13 protein-coding genes and 1 tRNA gene are annotated in these 15666 nt (G+C 39.4%); 4 read left to right on the plus strand and 10 right to left on the minus strand.

What is annotated here, in order from left to right; translation table 11 throughout:
• Position 1 precedes the first annotated feature (1 nt).
• The gene (locus FTT77_RS10535) at positions 2-748 is read left to right on the plus strand and encodes an IS5 family transposase (protein WP_168377779.1); all 747 of its coding nucleotides are present in this window, start codon (positions 2-4) and stop codon (positions 746-748) included.
• Between the two features lie 86 nt (positions 749-834).
• Here FTT77_RS10535 and FTT77_RS10540 read toward each other — a convergent pair.
• The 7 genes from FTT77_RS10540 to efp all read right to left on the minus strand — a co-directional run bounded on the left by FTT77_RS10540 (position 835) and on the right by efp (position 8248).
• A tRNA-Val gene (locus tag FTT77_RS10540) sits at positions 835-911 on the minus strand.
• 32 nt (positions 912-943) lie between these two features.
• Positions 944-2956: a DUF3488 and transglutaminase-like domain-containing protein gene (locus FTT77_RS10545; protein ID WP_180065475.1), complete on the minus strand. Its 2013-nt coding sequence runs from the start codon at positions 2954-2956 to the stop codon at positions 944-946.
• Positions 2957-2959: 3 nt separating this feature from the next.
• Positions 2960-3865, minus strand: a complete 906-nt coding sequence (locus FTT77_RS10550; RefSeq protein WP_180021985.1) for a DUF58 domain-containing protein — start codon at positions 3863-3865, stop codon at positions 2960-2962.
• 12 nt (positions 3866-3877) lie between these two features.
• Entirely contained in the window at positions 3878-4834 is a 957-nt protein-coding gene (locus FTT77_RS10555) for a MoxR family ATPase (protein WP_180004888.1), read from the minus strand.
• A gap of 230 nt (positions 4835-5064) precedes the next feature.
• A complete protein-coding gene (locus FTT77_RS10560) occupies positions 5065-5367 on the minus strand; it encodes a YbdD/YjiX family protein (RefSeq protein ID WP_078190160.1) in 303 nt (100 codons plus the stop codon).
• A 14-nt stretch (positions 5368-5381) separates the two neighbouring features.
• Positions 5382-7484 (minus strand): carbon starvation CstA family protein, encoded by a 2103-nt coding sequence (locus FTT77_RS10565; protein WP_180026451.1) that lies wholly within the window; start codon positions 7482-7484, stop codon positions 5382-5384.
• A 194-nt stretch (positions 7485-7678) separates the two neighbouring features.
• Complete coding sequence (gene efp, locus FTT77_RS10570; protein ID WP_067762759.1) at positions 7679-8248, minus strand: elongation factor P; 570 nt, start codon at positions 8246-8248, stop codon at positions 7679-7681.
• A gap of 388 nt (positions 8249-8636) precedes the next feature.
• Here efp and epmB point away from each other — a divergent pair, with 388 nt between their 5' ends.
• The 3 genes from epmB to FTT77_RS10585 are packed head-to-tail and all read left to right on the plus strand — an operon-like array spanning position 8637 to position 13524.
• Positions 8637-9653, plus strand: coding sequence for an EF-P beta-lysylation protein EpmB (epmB, locus tag FTT77_RS10575; protein ID WP_180109223.1), 1017 nt, complete (start codon positions 8637-8639; stop codon positions 9651-9653).
• Positions 9654-9667: 14 nt separating this feature from the next.
• Complete coding sequence (locus FTT77_RS10580) at positions 9668-11413, plus strand: GTPase (RefSeq protein WP_180021984.1); 1746 nt, start codon at positions 9668-9670, stop codon at positions 11411-11413.
• Positions 11395-13524, plus strand: coding sequence for an EAL domain-containing protein (locus FTT77_RS10585; RefSeq protein ID WP_180055121.1), 2130 nt, complete (start codon positions 11395-11397; stop codon positions 13522-13524). Before FTT77_RS10580 ends, FTT77_RS10585 begins: the two co-directional genes overlap by 19 nt.
• An 83-nt stretch (positions 13525-13607) precedes the next feature.
• Here the strand turns inward: FTT77_RS10585 and rpmE are convergent, their stop codons facing one another.
• The 3 genes from rpmE to FTT77_RS10600 form a co-directional block, all read right to left on the minus strand.
• Entirely contained in the window at positions 13608-13832 is a 225-nt protein-coding gene (rpmE, locus tag FTT77_RS10590) for a 50S ribosomal protein L31 (RefSeq protein ID WP_078190165.1), read from the minus strand.
• 217 nt (positions 13833-14049) lie between these two features.
• Entirely contained in the window at positions 14050-14520 is a 471-nt protein-coding gene (locus FTT77_RS10595) for a hypothetical protein (protein WP_180109222.1), read from the minus strand.
• A gap of 57 nt (positions 14521-14577) precedes the next feature.
• On the minus strand, positions 14578-15552 hold the full coding sequence (locus tag FTT77_RS10600) for a bile acid:sodium symporter family protein (RefSeq protein WP_180026456.1): 975 nt from the start codon (positions 15550-15552) through the stop codon (positions 14578-14580).
• Between the last annotated feature and the right edge of the window lie 114 nt (positions 15553-15666).

A 15666-nucleotide genomic window follows, 5' to 3' on the forward strand; every position in this document is an offset into this window, starting at 1 on the left:
TATGCCTCGTACCATGCTGACAGATCAACACTGGCAAAAGTTGAAAGTTATTCTGCGTAATTTATCCATTCACCACAACTCAAATTTACGCAATTTTATTGAAGCTATTCTCTATAGAATTAGAACAGGCTGTCCGTGGCGAGATATTCCTTCTTGTTTTGGTCATTCAAACTCTATTTTCAAACGTTTTAATCGTTGGTCAAGCAGCGGTAAGTTACTTAGATTATTCAAATTACTAGCCTCATGCCCCGATATGGAGTGGATTTTTATTGATGGCTCTCATGTACGTGCTCATCAACATTCTGCCGGCATAGCGAATCAATCTATTTCTAAAAGTGTAGGAGGAAACTCCTCAAAAATACATTTGATTGTTGATGCACATGGCAATCCTATTGATTTCATGATTACCGATGGAACCACACATGATGTTAAAGTTGCACATGATTTAATATCAACATTAGATTTAAAAGAGACAAAAGTGGTATGCGCAGATAAAGGCTATGATTCAGAATCACTGCGTGAACAGATCAGGAAAACAAGGACTAAAGCGAATATACCAAGGAAAACGAATAGCCAATCGAACAATGACCATATGGACTGGTATTTATATAAAATCAGGCATTTAGTTGAAAATATGTTTTGCAGATTAAAGGAATTTAGAGGAATAGCTACTCGATATGACAAGCTCAAAAGGAATTATCAAAGTTCTGTTGCTTTAGCCTGTATATTTTTATGGCTACCTTTATAGGGTTAATTATGAACAGTAAATGTCAACAGACCCTAATAATTTCAGATAAAAAAAAGCAGAATAATTTTGATTCTGCTTTTTGAATTTGGTAGGTTTAACCAGATTCGAACTGGTGACCTCTACGATGTCAACGTAGCGCTCTAACCAACTGAGCTATAAACCTAGAATGCGTAGAATCATATTCATTTTTATTTTTTATGACAAGCCCTTTTCTGAGTTTTTTAAACTTTGCGTACAAGTTTTAAGCAAAGCCTTAAAATATTGAATATCATGAGAACTTAGCGCGGTACCTACATAAATTTCCTGCTCAAATAACGTAATAACTTGTTCAAATGCCGCCCTTTCCTGTTCAGGTATATTTTCAGCCAAACGTTGTAACCAATGCCTAAAACTTTCTGAAGCCACTTTTTGCTGGCTCAAGGGTAAATTCTTAGCAAACTTGGCAATTTCTCTTTCAAGAGGGCTTAGGCTTTTTCTTTTTTTCCACAAAATCCATATAAAATATAATGCTACAATGCCACCAATACTCAAAATAAGAAGTAACCCACCTGCATAAGCAGAATTTACCCCGAGCTTTTTAAACCATTGTTGCTGTGATTCAGCATTATAACCCACCACTTTGCTTTGCCATTGGTAACTCGCATAATCACTCCATACACGGACTTTTTTCAACATCGAAAATTGTTGATAGGCCCAAGTCGACTGCTGGCTCCCAAAAATTGTCCGATCTTGTTCCATATAATCCTGCATCCCCCCATCGATACGCTGCGGTGCGATCATGGCCGTCGGATCAATACGACGCCAATGTTGATTGATATAAACCTCTGTCCACGCATGTGCATCAAGTTGACGAACTTCCCAACTTTTTCCATCTGGTGCTAATTGACCACCTTGATATCCCACGACAATACGCGATGGAACACCAACATAGCGCATCAACATTGCAAAGCTCGAAGCAAAATGTTCGCAAAAGCCCTGTCTTGATCCGAATAAAAAATCATCTATCCGATTTTGCCCCAATACACCTGGGCTTAAGGTATATGCAAAGCGATTTTGTTTATACCATTGCAAAACTTCGGCAATATAACGCTCGGGATTTTGATGACTTCGCTGCCATAATGTTTGGGCCAATTGTTGTGATTGAACATCCAAGTGTTCAACATAACGAGTATTTAATTTTTCAAGCAAAGCCACATTTTTTATTTGTGGCGGCTCTGCACGTCCTAACCATTTCAGTTGAATCGGCTCCGTGCGTGCTGTTAATCGGTAGGGTGTAATTCGACCATCTTGACCTAATGCAAAACGTGCTTCATTGGGAACGGATTGCTCCAACGACATAATCCACATCACACTTGGGTCGGCAGCCAAATATTGATAATTCAATGTCCGCTTGGGTTTTAACTCGGCTGGATTCAGCTGTATAACGTTCTGGTTAAAAAAATGACTGGTCCATTTAGAACCATCATATTCATCTAATGCCATCGCCCGCCAATACAGCTCTGTACGTGGTGGCAAGGCTTGAATATCTCCAATTATACGAAAAGCCAAACTACTCGACTGTGATAACTCAGCAATATCGCCCGGAGACATGCTATCACTTATCCCTGTTGTGGCTTTATTTTCAGGAATAGGAATGTGCCATAGCGGTGGCAGGCGTGGAAAAAAGAGAAACAGTAAAATAAAAAATGGAACAGCTAAGCCAATAAATTTTCCCACATGCCCAATATCTTGTTTAATCGCCTGTATTTCACCGCTTGAGTCTTGGCTAAAACCAACGGTCTGTAAACGGTACAACCCAATAAAACAGCTCAACAACGCCAATAAAATAACCAATGCCATGGCAAAAGACTGGCTAAACAAAAAACTACTGGCAATCACAAACATCGCAAAGTTATATAAAATAATTACATCACGACGTGTTTTTGTTTCTAAAGATTTAGCAAATAAAAATGTACTGAGTACTGCAACCCCTGCATCAACACCAATAAAGGTTTTATGGCTTATATAAATGCTAAATAATGCTGTCAATGTCAGCACATAGGTTAAAATTTTAGAAAATGGTTTTTTACTGGCGCGGGTATTGAGTAATAAAATAAGCCAAATAACTAAAAATACCAATGATGTCGCCACAGGGATATAAAGCATTTGTGCAATGAGCACCAATGCTAAAGTGAGTAATATTGAGCGGCGTATGGTATTTTCAATCATCTCTTAAGCCTGCGCCAATAACCGTTTTGCTTCGGAATAATGCAGTTTTCCAGTACCTGATGCTAACTCAGCATTAGGTAAATACAATGCATATTGATCGTGATTTTTTTCAGCCTGCTCGACCAAACCCATCATGAGGCTAAGTTTTTCTTCATGACTTTGAGCTGGCATATGGTGATAATGAATCTCCAATTTCTTTAGATCTTCATATTGCTCAAAAACTTTGACATACAAGCCTTGTCCTCGTGCTGCTTGTTTCCATGACACCGCATGAAGTGAATCCCCCGTCTGAAAACTCCGTAATTCGCGAAATTCATCAAGATCAGGTTCAAAATTTTGCTGTTGTTGCTTATTTTCCACGGAATGCAAACTGGCTTGTGGCGCAACCCACGCGGGGTGTTGTGCATACAAATACGTCCAGGCCCGAACCAAACCAAAGGGATAAACACTATAAATTTGTATAGGTGGAATCTGAAAAACACCGCGTTGACTGGTTGTAAAATTTAATTGAAAGCCGTGCTGTTGCGTATTGAACAATAATTTATGTAGCTGATTTTCAGTTTTAATCCACAAATATCGCGCCTGTTCAACCTCTTGTTTAAAGTAAATATCGACCAAAAGTAATTCCCCAGCTTGCGGGATATCAACAACATTTATTTGAATCTGCAACGCATGAAGCTGTTTAAAAGTAATATAGAAACTAATACACAATACGGCGCTAATTAAAAAGCAAAATCCTAAAATCAAGTTATTGGCATAATTCACACCTGCAATAAAGGTGATGAAAATTAACACCAAATACAAGTAGCCTTGCTGATAGATAAAGATCAATACATCTTTTTGAGTCAGCTGCTTGTGCTGATCGATTTTAAATCGACGTTCAATCCATTGCTGCCACATTGAAGCCAAGGTTCAACTCCTTTATTGGATCGAAACTTGTTCTAAAAGCTTAAAGGCTTCAAGATCTGACAACCCAATTCGATGAGATACCACAGCTGTAAAAACGGCTTGTACATCGTCAGGATTCACATAATTTCGCTGCTCAATCAGCGCATAGGCTTGCGCAGCTTTCTTTAAGGCTAAAACACCACGAGTAGAAAGACCATGTCTCCCCTTACGTGTCTCAGCAGCAAGATCCAAAATGTAATCCATTAAACGATCACTCAGATGTATCTGCTCGACAAACCCTTGTAGTTGTAAAATTTCTGCTTCATTAAAGATATGTGCTAATGCCGCAATCAGATCATGGCGTGAAGTTTGTTGGAGCAATAATTTCTCTGCCTGACGCGATGGATAACCTAAAGACAAACGCATTAAAAACCGGTCCAACTGGGACTCAGGTAAGGCATAAGTACCACTTTGAAATAAAGGGTTTTGTGTCGCAATCACCCAAAATGGTTGAGGCAAAGCATATCGCACACCGTCGACCGTCACATAGCCCTCTTCCATCGCTTCCAATAAAGCACTTTGGGTCTTTGGACTACAACGGTTGATTTCATCTGCCAATAAAATTTGGGTAAAAATCGGCCCAGATTTAAACTCAAAATGATGTTCTTTTTGATTAAACATATTTACCCCAATCACATCGCTGGCCAGCATGTCATTGGTAAATTGAATCCGTTGAAACTTTAATCCCGCCAAATGTGACAAGGCGCTAGATAATGTCGTTTTTCCTAAACCAGGTAAGTCTTCAAATAGCACATGCCCGCCTGCCAATAGACAAGCTAAAGCCAATTTGGTTTGCTGATTTTTATCCAAAATAATTTGGTTAATTTGTTCGAGGAATGTATTTATTTTCGGGTAAAAAGGCGCAAGGCTCTGCTCACTTAAAAGCGTTGATGTATTATTTTGTTGGCTTTTCTCTGATCCCCAAAACACCTTTTATTCCCCAATAAAAAAGTTAAATGAATGACTAACATACAGGGTTTTATTTAAAAATACAGTGTTTATCTCCAAGTCATACCCAGTTCAATACTTTAAATACATACGCTTGATATTTATTGGGTATACAAAAGCGTTGTCATCGCTTCGACTGATCACAATTCAGCAATAAAAAAGCGTCCCGAAGAACGCTTTTTTTTATTGGATTTTTAGCACAAGTCAAAGCATTAGCAAGGACACTTCTTCATGTCACCACCAGCTGATGGATAACGTGCATCTACACAGTGACGATAAAATGTTTTTGCATCCATCGCTTCCAAATCAGGATGATGTTTTGCCATATGTTCCAAATAATTTTGGTAATCTGGCACACCCACCATCAGGCGGAAGCTTTGCTGTAAACGTTGCCACAACGTCGCAATACGTGACCAATTTTTCGGGTTCAGAATTAAATCCTTCTGCGACATAATGGTCATTTTAATGATTTTATAAATCACCGTTTTTCCACTTTTTGCAAACTTCAGGTTCATTCATATTCCCCCTATTAATGTGCTGAATTCGACGGATTAATTTCAGCTGGGTCACGGTAAATCGCTTCTGCTTCATTCACCGATGGATTTGGATTTGCCAAAGCACGACGCACCACACCAATCGCTGCAAATAACATCACAAATGCCACAATCATAAAGAATGCACAAAGACCGGCATTGATTTGATTCGACAATGCAACCGTATGCATTTCAGCCATGGTTTTCGCAGGTGCCAACAATTCATTTTTCGCAATGGCTGCATTAAAACGATCTGCCTGAGCCAAGAAACCAATCTTTGGATTTTCGTGGAAAATCTTCTGCCAACCAGCGGTCATTGAAGTAATAAACAAGAATAATGTTGGGATAATTGTCACCCAAACATACTTTTGTTTTTTCATCTTGAATAAAATCACTGTACCCAAGATCAATGCCATCGCAGCAAGAATTTGGTTACCAATACCAAATAGCGGCCATAAACTATTAATACCGCCGAGTGGATCAACCACGCCTTGGTAAACGAAGAAGCCCCAACCTGCAACAGCCACCGCTGTACCTAACAGATTTCCGAAGAAGTTATGTGAGTTTTTAACAGCAGGAATTACGATACCCACAGTATCTTGCACCATGAAACGACATGCACGTGTACCCGCATCAACTGCCGTTAAAATGAAGAGTGCTTCGAATAAAATCGCAAAGTGATACCAGAACGCCATCATTGAACGGTTATTAAAAATTTCCGTAATGATATGCGCCATACCAATCGCAAATGTTGGCGCCCCCCCTGTACGAGACAGAATCGAGTTTTCACCCACTTCTTGTGCAAGTAAGGTCAATGCTTCAGGTGTTACCACGAAGCCTAATGTACGAACTGCTTCTGCAGCGGACTCAACCGTTGTACCAATCACAGCTGCTGGCGCATTAATCGCAAAATACACACCAGGCTCAAGAATCGTTGCACAGACCAAAGCCATGATCGCAACAAAAGATTCCATCAACATGCCGCCATAACCGATCATGCGAATATCTTTTTCATTATTCACAAGCTTCGGTGTCGTTCCTGAAGAAACGAGCGCATGGAAACCTGAAATTGCACCACAGGCAATGGTAATAAACAAGAATGGGAACATTGAGCCTGCAAATACAGGACCTGTACCATCAATAAAATGCGTCACCGCTGGCATTTTCATTTCAGGTAAAGCAAACATAATCCCGATTGCTAAACCTGCAATAACACCAATTTTCAAGAAGGTCGATAGGTAATCACGTGGTGCAAGCAGTAACCATACGGGTAACACAGATGCTACGAAACCATAACCAATCAACCACCAAGTTAGTTCAGTACCTGAAAGTGTAAAGAATGGCCCCCAGTACGGATGCTGTGCAATGTCGCCACCATAGATAATCCCAGCCATCATCAGTACAAAACCAATGATCGACACTTCTGCAATTTTACCCGGACGGATAAATCGCATATATATACCCATGAAAATCGCAATCGGTACAGTGGCAGCGATACTGAAGACACCCCACGGACTGTTGGTCAACGCTTTTACAACAACCAAAGCAAGTACCGCAAGAATGATGATCATCACGCCAAGTGCACCAAGCATCACGATGATTCCGGCAAAAGAACCTAGTTCTTGTTTTGCCATTTCACCGAGTGAACGACCATCACGACGCGTTGAGATGAACAAGACTAAAAAGTCTTGAACCGCACCGGCAAGAACAACACCCACCAAGAGCCAAATAGTTCCCGGCAAATAACCCATTTGCGCAGCAAGGATCGGTCCGACTAATGGGCCTGCACCTGCAATCGCAGCAAAGTGGTGACCAAATAGAACGCTTTTATTGGTCGGTACATAATCCAAGCCGTCAGCTAAGCGATGGGCAGGCGTTAAACGTCGCTCATTCAGTTCAAAGACTTTATTGGCAATAAATAAACTATAAAAACGATATGCAATGCTATACACACAGATTGCTGCAAGGATCAGCCAAACTGCATTGACATGCTCGCCTCGACTGAGTGCTAGTATGCCGAATGAAACGGCACCTAGAATGGCTACAAACAGCCAGATAATCTTTGAAGCCATTCCTGACTTCGGTTGAATGGTTTCCATCTCAATCCCTCATAAATGTTGAAATAAATCAGCTTGATTTTTCTTGTTCGAGGTACTGCTGTTTCTTCCCTTGAAACTCTACTCCTGTTATGGGCTTTTTCATCTAATACTTTGGAATAAAAATTTAAACCAATAGGTATAAAAAAAGGGATGAATCACTTCATCCCTTTCGATAATAGTCTATTTTTAAACCATTATGCACGTTCTAAATAGTCACCAGTACGAGTGTCTACACGAACGCTTTCTTCTTGCTGTACGAATAATGGAACACGTACAACTGCACCAGTTTCAAGCTTAGCCGGTTTACCGCCACCGCCTGAAGTATCACCACGTACACCTGGATCAGTTTCAACGATTTTTAATACAACGAAGTTGGGCGCGCTCACAGTTAAAGGAACACCGTTCCAAAGCATGATTGTGCAAAGTTCATTTGAGTCATCTTTCAACCATTTAGCCGCGTCACCCATAGCAACTTTATCAGCAGCGATTTGTTCGAAAGATTCTGGATCCATGAAGTTCCACATTTCACCGTCGTTATACAAGTAGTTCATTTCAACTTCTTGGATGTCAGCAGCTTCTAGTGAATCACCAGATTTGAAAGTTTTTTCTAAAACTTTACCAGTTTTAAGGTTACGTAATTTTACGCGGTTAAAAGCTTGGCCTTTACCTGGTTTTACGTATTCGTTTTCCATGATTGAACATGGGTTACCGTCAAGCATGACCTTAAGGCCTGACTTGAAATCATTCGTAGAATAATAGGCCATGACTGGCTCACTCCAAACTTACTAACTTTAATCTATAGATGCTATGGGCTGTAACATGTCATTTAGCAAGTACTGACTGTAACATTGGCTGCCACATGCACATTAATGTGATATTGCGTATTCTAAATGACCAATGCACCATGTCGCAACGAAAAAATCCCCATTAAAGGGGTCAAGCTGCTTAACTTACACTCAGACATTAAAGAACTTTGTTTATACAATGCCCACAAACAGGTAAAATTGCTGTTTACTGAAACTTAATAAATGTTTCGTAGGCTTCATCCGTTGTGAGCTTTATCGGAATTATTTCAGCTTACACTTAAAAGTTCGACGCATTAATTTCAGCAATATTCCCTACTCACCTTTCTGCATTTTTTAAACAATCGGCATGATAAACTATTTATTTCAAGAGCAAAACTGGCAAACCCAATTGAGTGATTTGATTACAAATCCTCAAGAATTACTCGATGTATTAGAACTTTCGCATGATCAGTTATTATCTGGTGCTCAGTTCGCAGCAGATGAGTTTCGCCTACGTGTGCCGCGCGCTTTTGTTGAAAAAATGCAAAAAGGTAATCCGCTCGATCCGCTTTTACTCCAAGTCCTACCGCATCATTTAGAACTCGAAGAACACGCCGGTTTTGTTACCGACCCATTAGGTGAAGAACAAGCCAACCAACAGCCTGGTGTATTACATAAGTACAAGTCTCGTTTTTTACTGACCTTAACCGGTGCCTGCGCGGTCCATTGCCGTTATTGTTTCCGCCGGCATTTTCCCTACCAAGAAAACCTGCCTAAAAATGACGATTGGGTAAACATTAAGCAATATATCGAACAACAACCCGATATTAATGAAGTGATTTTAAGTGGTGGAGACCCGCTCACACTATCAAATCGTAAACTTCAAGTGTGGATTGAACGTTTATCGACTTTGCCACAAATTAAATTTTTGAGAATTCATTCACGAGTTCCTATCGTAATCCCCAACCGTGTCGATGAAGAGCTGGTTTCTATTTTAAAAAACAGTAGGCTACGCATTATTCTAGTGGTACACTCAAATCATGCATCAGAGCTAGATGACTTCACCTGTAGCCAGCTTCAACAGCTTGTCAAACAAGAAATCACCGTGCTGAACCAAGCAGTCTTATTAAAAGGGGTTAATGATTCTGCAGATGTATTGGTCGATTTAAGTTACCGCTTATTCGACGCAGGTGTAATGCCATATTATTTACATGTTCTGGATAAAGTAAAAGGTGCTCATCATTTTGATACACCAGCTCAGGATATTGATTTAATTTATAAAAAAGTTTTAGAGAACCTACCTGGTTATTTGGTTCCTAAACTTGTACGGGAAATAGCGGGCGAAAAAAACAAGACACCGCTTTTTGGGGCTTCAACTTTTTGAGTTAAATAATAAAGATGACCACGCATACTTCAGATACGTTTTACAATCCGACTGAATTAAAGCTGGATAAATTAAGCTTTTGTCCGACCAATGCTAAAGGTCTGCAAGAGTGGTTAAACGGTATTTCAATTTTACAATTGGGTACCTCATCTAAAGCTTTATTCAATGCCTTACTTGAAATCTCCGAGCTGAAATGCCAAGAGATGTTACGTTTTGATTTGGTTCAAATTTTACATCCGACTATGGAAAGTGTGCTCACAAGCTTAGAAAAACACTTTACCAATCAAAGCCTCATTACCACGGATCGTAATGACCAAATCATTGAATTGGCGATGCTTTTACGCAGTCACTTTGCCAAAATCTATATTGATATTGCCAAACGATGTAATCAGCAGCTTAATCAACAAAAGTTTTCGATTTTTTCATTCGGCCATAAAAAAAGCTTACAAACCGCTCGAATTGCATCAATCTACTATGCGTTGCAACAACTGACACTGTTGTTGTATCAACAACATATGTTGTATGCCACACCGACTGCAGGTCAATGGATTGCGGCACATCAACTGATTGAATGTGCCATTGAACACAATTTCTATCAAAGTAATGTCAATCAGTTACTGGGTACTCAACATCAAATTGCAAATATTGCTCAAGCTTATGCACAATTAATCTTATTAGATATTTTCAATAATCATCAGATTCGCCCTGCTGAAATCCAAGGTTTGTATTTATGTAGCTTTGACTGGGCAAAATTGGTTCAAATCCTACCGAAAGAAACCACGCTTTCACGCTATGTTGTAGACACGAAAAAAGATCACCCACCGATTTATAACTCAAAACAAGATCGGTCTTATCAAGCCAATGTATACATTTCAACGCAAAACTTGCTCGATCATTTGACCGAAACGCAAACTAGAAATGCCAATTATTTATCTAAAAATGAAAAGTTATTTTTAACTCCAGCGCTATATTTCCATATTCATAATATTTTGACCAACAACACTGAACGCCGTCATGAACGTTATGAATATTCTGCGCAAATTAATATTTGCTTTAGCTTAATGGTGGCGCATTTCTATCTCTCTAAAGGTAAAAACTTCCACGAAACTTTAGATTTGGAAGGCAATTATCAATTCCACAATGAAGCCTCTTTTGTCAATTCGCATGATTCAAATATGCCAACAGGCATGACTAATGCGAAAGCGCTAGATCGTGAAGCAAAACAGATTCATACCGCTGACGTATTAGATATTAGTGTGAATGGTTATCGCATTAAATGGACTGGCCCTACCCCTGCTAATTTAAAAACCGGCGAATTTATTTTGATCCAAGAAAATGCTCAAAGCCAATGGCGTGGCGGTGTTGTTCGTTGGATCAAACAATCGACTGAAAAAAGTTTGGAATTGGGTCTCGAAGTACTGGCTCAAGATTTGTATCCATGTTCAGCCCATATTCGTACCGACCGCAATACAACAAATCATCAACCTGCTTTATTGGTACAGACCACACAACTTGATCAAGTGTCTACGACCTTAATTTTACCTGGGGCAAATCTCTTCCGAGAGAAACAAACGATCCACCTTCGCTTAGGCAAAGAAGACATCAAAGTCTATCTCACCAAAGCGCAGTTGGTGACACAAAGCTTTATTCGCTTTGAATATGAATTATTGAATGAAGAGCAAGAAAATGTCGTTAAAGACTATATTGCGAAACAGAGCAATGAGATCAAAAATAACGACTTATGGGAAGCATTAAAGTGAGAAATCCATTACTATCCAAAAAACTAAAACGTACGGAAACTCGATTACTCATTATTGATGATAATCAAATACGTTTTAACCAGATACGTGATTTATTGACAGACAGCGAACATCAAGTTCATGCCATATTACTTGATGATTTACAAAATTTCGAAAAACAGCTGAATCTCAATTGGGACTTGATCATTTTTGGACGTGCTTATGATTTAAAATATGAACAAGCTTTAAGTTTAGTTCAACTATCGAGCCAACCGAATTTACCGATTATTTTACTTAAACCCGAGGACTATCAAGCAGAACAATATGCAAGTTTAGTCAAAAAAGGGATTTATGACATTGTCGATATTGCTGAACCTGAGAGTTTCTATTTTGGTTTAATCCGTGCTTTATCCTTTAGTCGCCTACAACAATCGCAGCAACATTTAATGGAAGAGCTCGAAACAGCTCAAATCCAAACCCAGTCTTTAGTTGAAGATAGTCGTAAAGCGGTTGCCGTGATTCAAGAAGGCATTCACATTCAAGCCAATGCTGAATATCTCACTTTATTTGGTCTAAAAAATGAAGATGATGTAATTGGTCTGCCTTTACTCGATCTATTACAACCTACTGACCTCAACGACTTTAAGCAACGCTTTAAAAAAATCAGCCAAGGACAGCTCGATTTAGGACGTTTTGATCTTGTTTCGCAAAATATCGCAGTGGCTGGGCAAAACCCACTAAAACTCGAATTTATTGCCGCGGCTGAAGAAGATGCTTTACAGCTCGCAATTGAAATTGGCAGTCAAAGCAGCAATGCTGTAAGCAACGCTCCAGTTGAAGCTAGCCCACAAAAACCAAAAGCATTTCAACAACTCAACCGCACCATTGGCCAGCAACCTGCTAATGTAAATGCATTGGTTCTATTTACATTGGCTTCTTGTTCTGATGCGATTTTTCAAAAAGATTGGAATACTTATAAGAGCTATTTCACCAATATTAAAGACTTCTTGAAAGATCAGACTCATGCTCCATTATTTAGTTTAGATAATGGTGCAATCGTTGCCTTATTCCAAGCGGATAATCAGCTCAAACTTGAGTCTAAGTTGATTGGTCTTAACACCCTGAGCAAACCTCAATTACTCAGTGTAAACAATGAAACTTATCCATTAAATTTACGCATAGGATACAGTGTTTTAGACAGCGATATTCGTGATGAAGCACATTTTGATACCTTTATTGCGAAAGCCTTTAATACTGCGCTACCAACCAACCAACAAGCACCTGAAATCGATTTAACTATTCCATTAGAAATTGATATACCAAGTTTGGATTTTGGTACACCAGAAGCACAAATTGCGCCGATTGTCGTTAGTGATGAAGCTCCTGTTATTAAGGCCCTTCGCAACTGCTTAGAACGCGGTGAAATTCATCTTAAATATCAACAACTGTATGATAAAGAAGATTCTCATCTTTATACTTATGAAGTAACCAGCGGCTTTATTTTTGAAAATAAATGGAAAGATATCGCCCAACTGCGTGAGTTAGCTGAAGACTCGGAGCTTTCCATTAAATTGGATCGTTGGATCTTGGTTGAATCGTGTAAACAGCTACACAACTTCATCACTCAGTTCCCTGAAGCTAAATTAATCGTTAACCTGAACAAAGAAGTGCTATATAACGACCGCACCTTCCCTGAGTTTATTTCGAAACTAATTACGATTATTCGTAGTAAATTGAAAAATCCACTGATTTTACAATTTGCCGAAGAAGACATTCAGCTCAATATCGATGCCGCTCAAAAAGCATTTGTAGAACTTCGTAAAAATGGTGCCGAACTGGCTTTACGCAATTTTGGTCATTCGATGTTTAGTGAATCATTATTACGCCAAATGGATGTTCACTGCTTAACATTAGATTCAAGTTTGACCAAAATGCTTGCAAACGATAAGTCGTGCCAAGAGCTCCAAGAAAAAATTACCACTTATCATGAAATCAAAACTGTTGAAATCATGTTACGTGAATTAAATGACATGACACTGTTTGCCAATGCTTGGAATGTCGAAGCTCGCTTTATTCAAGGCGATTATTTCCAGAAGAAACTCGACCATCTCATCGATGTTCAGGACCAATAAGGTTCTGAACATTGCCGATTTAAGGTTTATCTTTTTTATCGGCACAAAAAAACGGGCATAAAGCCCGTTTTTCGTTTTGGATATTAACGTTTGATAGAACGTGACATACCAGCAAAACGTTGCTTGAATTTGTCGATACGACCGCCAGTGTCAACGCTTTTCTGTTTACCAGTGTAGAATGGGTGGCAAGCAGAACATACGTCTAGGTAAATAGTTTCTTTACCAAGAGCTGAACGAGTTTCAATTACGTTACCGCATGAACATGTAGCAACTAAAGTTTCATATTTTGGGTGAATATCGGCGCGCATCGTCGATTACTCCTAAGATTTAAGAAGGTTTAGCTGTCATCGCAATTGATCACTCTTGTATCGCTACAAGGAAGGCTTAAAAAAGCAGACCAACACCATAACAGACCATTCTTTTGGCCCACCGAGACGGATACCGTCAGAGCTAAGCACAACAAGTTGGGGCAAATTATAGCTGATTTTTTAATGTTAATAAATAGATATTCAAGGCTGAATCGCTCTACTCTTTAGGTTGAGCTTGCTCTAAATATTTCTGATATTGTAATTCGACTGTACGCTGAAATTGGGCTTGATCAAAATGGTTTAATCTTTCAATAAATGCAGGACAAAACGTCGTAGCATTTACTGACTGTAATGATCTGCTCATACCCTCTAAAATACTTTGAAGCTGCTGTTTAAATTGTGCATTGACTGACAGATCAACATCTTTTGCCTTTAATGGCTCTACACCCTTAAAACGGACAGCCTGAACCGCAGCAATTAATTTAAGCTTTGCAGTTTGATAAGCCTGATCTAATTCCGTATTCATCTGTGGTTGTCGATCACGACAAAAATCCAACATGGGCTGCAGGCTGATGAGCGGCATTTTTTCAATGACATCACGGTTACTATTTACGGATAAATCCTCTTGGGCATGAACGACTGTGTTCAGACCTAAGAATAAAATGAAGAAGCCTTGTTTAATTTTCATGATTTTTTTCTTTTCATCTATATTAAGGTATTTTAAATGGACGTACTCATCTCGCCCTTATTCTTGCCCACGGCTTTGTTTTGCCCAAAGGTTGGCAATCACACCACAGACCATCAACTGAATTTGGTGAAAGATCATAATCGGTAAAACTATCATCCCCATCGGCTGCCCAATAAATAAAATTTGTGCCATGGGCACGCCGCTCGCCAAGGTTTTTTTAGAACCACAAAAGAAAATCGTCTTTTGATCAGCTCGGCTAAAGCCCAACCAACGTGGTACATATAGCGCCAATAACATAATGATCGTTAACAAGGCAGAGCACGCCACAATCAATAGGAATAAGGTCATACCACTCACTTGATGCCATAGCCCTGCCACCACTGCACTACTGAATGCACCATAGACCACCATCAAAATTGAGCCCTGATCAAATACCTTCACGATTTTTGGCATTTTCTTCATATAAGGAAACACCCAAGGACGGAGGAGCTGCCCTAAAATGAAGGGAATCAGTAATAACAGGGTAATTTGGATAATAGATGCCGTCGGATCATAGTTATGTTGTGACTGACCAAGAATAAAATAGGCCACCATCACTGGGGTAATAAACATCCCAATAATATTTGAAAATGATGCACTACAGACTGCGCCAGCAACATTACCCTGTGCTACCGAAGTAAATGCAATAGAAGACTGTACTGTCGAAGGTAAAAAGCACATAAACAAAAAGCCCCAATACAACTCTTGCCCTAACATCGGCACGAGGATTGGTTTCGCCATTAAACCCAGTAATGGAAATAATGCAAAGGTAAAAGCAAAAACTAAAGCATGTAACTTCCAGTGCATAATGCCTTCAACCACAGCCTCACGAGATAACTTTGCACCATGGAGGAAAAATAAAATGGCAATTGCAGCCGTGGTAATATAGCCAAAGATTTCTGCAGCTTGACCACTAACAGGCAAAAAAGTCGCAAGTATGACCATTACAAAAAGTAGAATGGTAAAACGATCCAAAGCCAACATTTTTAGCATAACAACATCCTGTACAAATTTCCCTTTAAAGCTCATCGGCACAAAAATGCCCAATAAGCTAAATTTACCATTGAGTAAATTTCATCTTACTGGGCCATATAAATAAAGCCAGCT

This window comes from Acinetobacter sp. YH01010 (genome assembly GCF_013420775.1).
GTDB classification, from domain to species: Bacteria; Pseudomonadota; Gammaproteobacteria; order Pseudomonadales; family Moraxellaceae; genus Acinetobacter; species Acinetobacter amyesii.

Excerpts from the sequence above, each read along its gene's own strand:
- FTT77_RS10535 (WP_168377779.1), top strand. The coding sequence starts at position 2 with ATGCCTCGTACCATGCTGACAGATCAACACTGGCAAAAGTTGAAAGTT.
- FTT77_RS10545 (WP_180065475.1), bottom strand. The coding sequence starts at position 2,956 with ATGATTGAAAATACCATACGCCGCTCAATATTACTCACTTTAGCATTG.
- FTT77_RS10560 (WP_078190160.1), bottom strand. The coding sequence starts at position 5,367 with ATGAACCTGAAGTTTGCAAAAAGTGGAAAAACGGTGATTTATAAAATC.
- FTT77_RS10565 (WP_180026451.1), bottom strand. The coding sequence starts at position 7,484 with ATGGAAACCATTCAACCGAAGTCAGGAATGGCTTCAAAGATTATCTGG.
- efp (WP_067762759.1), bottom strand. The coding sequence starts at position 8,248 with ATGGCCTATTATTCTACGAATGATTTCAAGTCAGGCCTTAAGGTCATG.
- epmB (WP_180109223.1), top strand. The coding sequence starts at position 8,637 with ATGATAAACTATTTATTTCAAGAGCAAAACTGGCAAACCCAATTGAGT.
- FTT77_RS10580 (WP_180021984.1), top strand. The coding sequence starts at position 9,668 with ATGACCACGCATACTTCAGATACGTTTTACAATCCGACTGAATTAAAG.
- FTT77_RS10585 (WP_180055121.1), top strand. The coding sequence starts at position 11,395 with ATGGGAAGCATTAAAGTGAGAAATCCATTACTATCCAAAAAACTAAAA.
- rpmE (WP_078190165.1), bottom strand. The coding sequence starts at position 13,832 with ATGCGCGCCGATATTCACCCAAAATATGAAACTTTAGTTGCTACATGT.
- FTT77_RS10595 (WP_180109222.1), bottom strand. The coding sequence starts at position 14,520 with ATGAAAATTAAACAAGGCTTCTTCATTTTATTCTTAGGTCTGAACACA.
- FTT77_RS10600 (WP_180026456.1), bottom strand. The coding sequence starts at position 15,552 with ATGCTAAAAATGTTGGCTTTGGATCGTTTTACCATTCTACTTTTTGTA.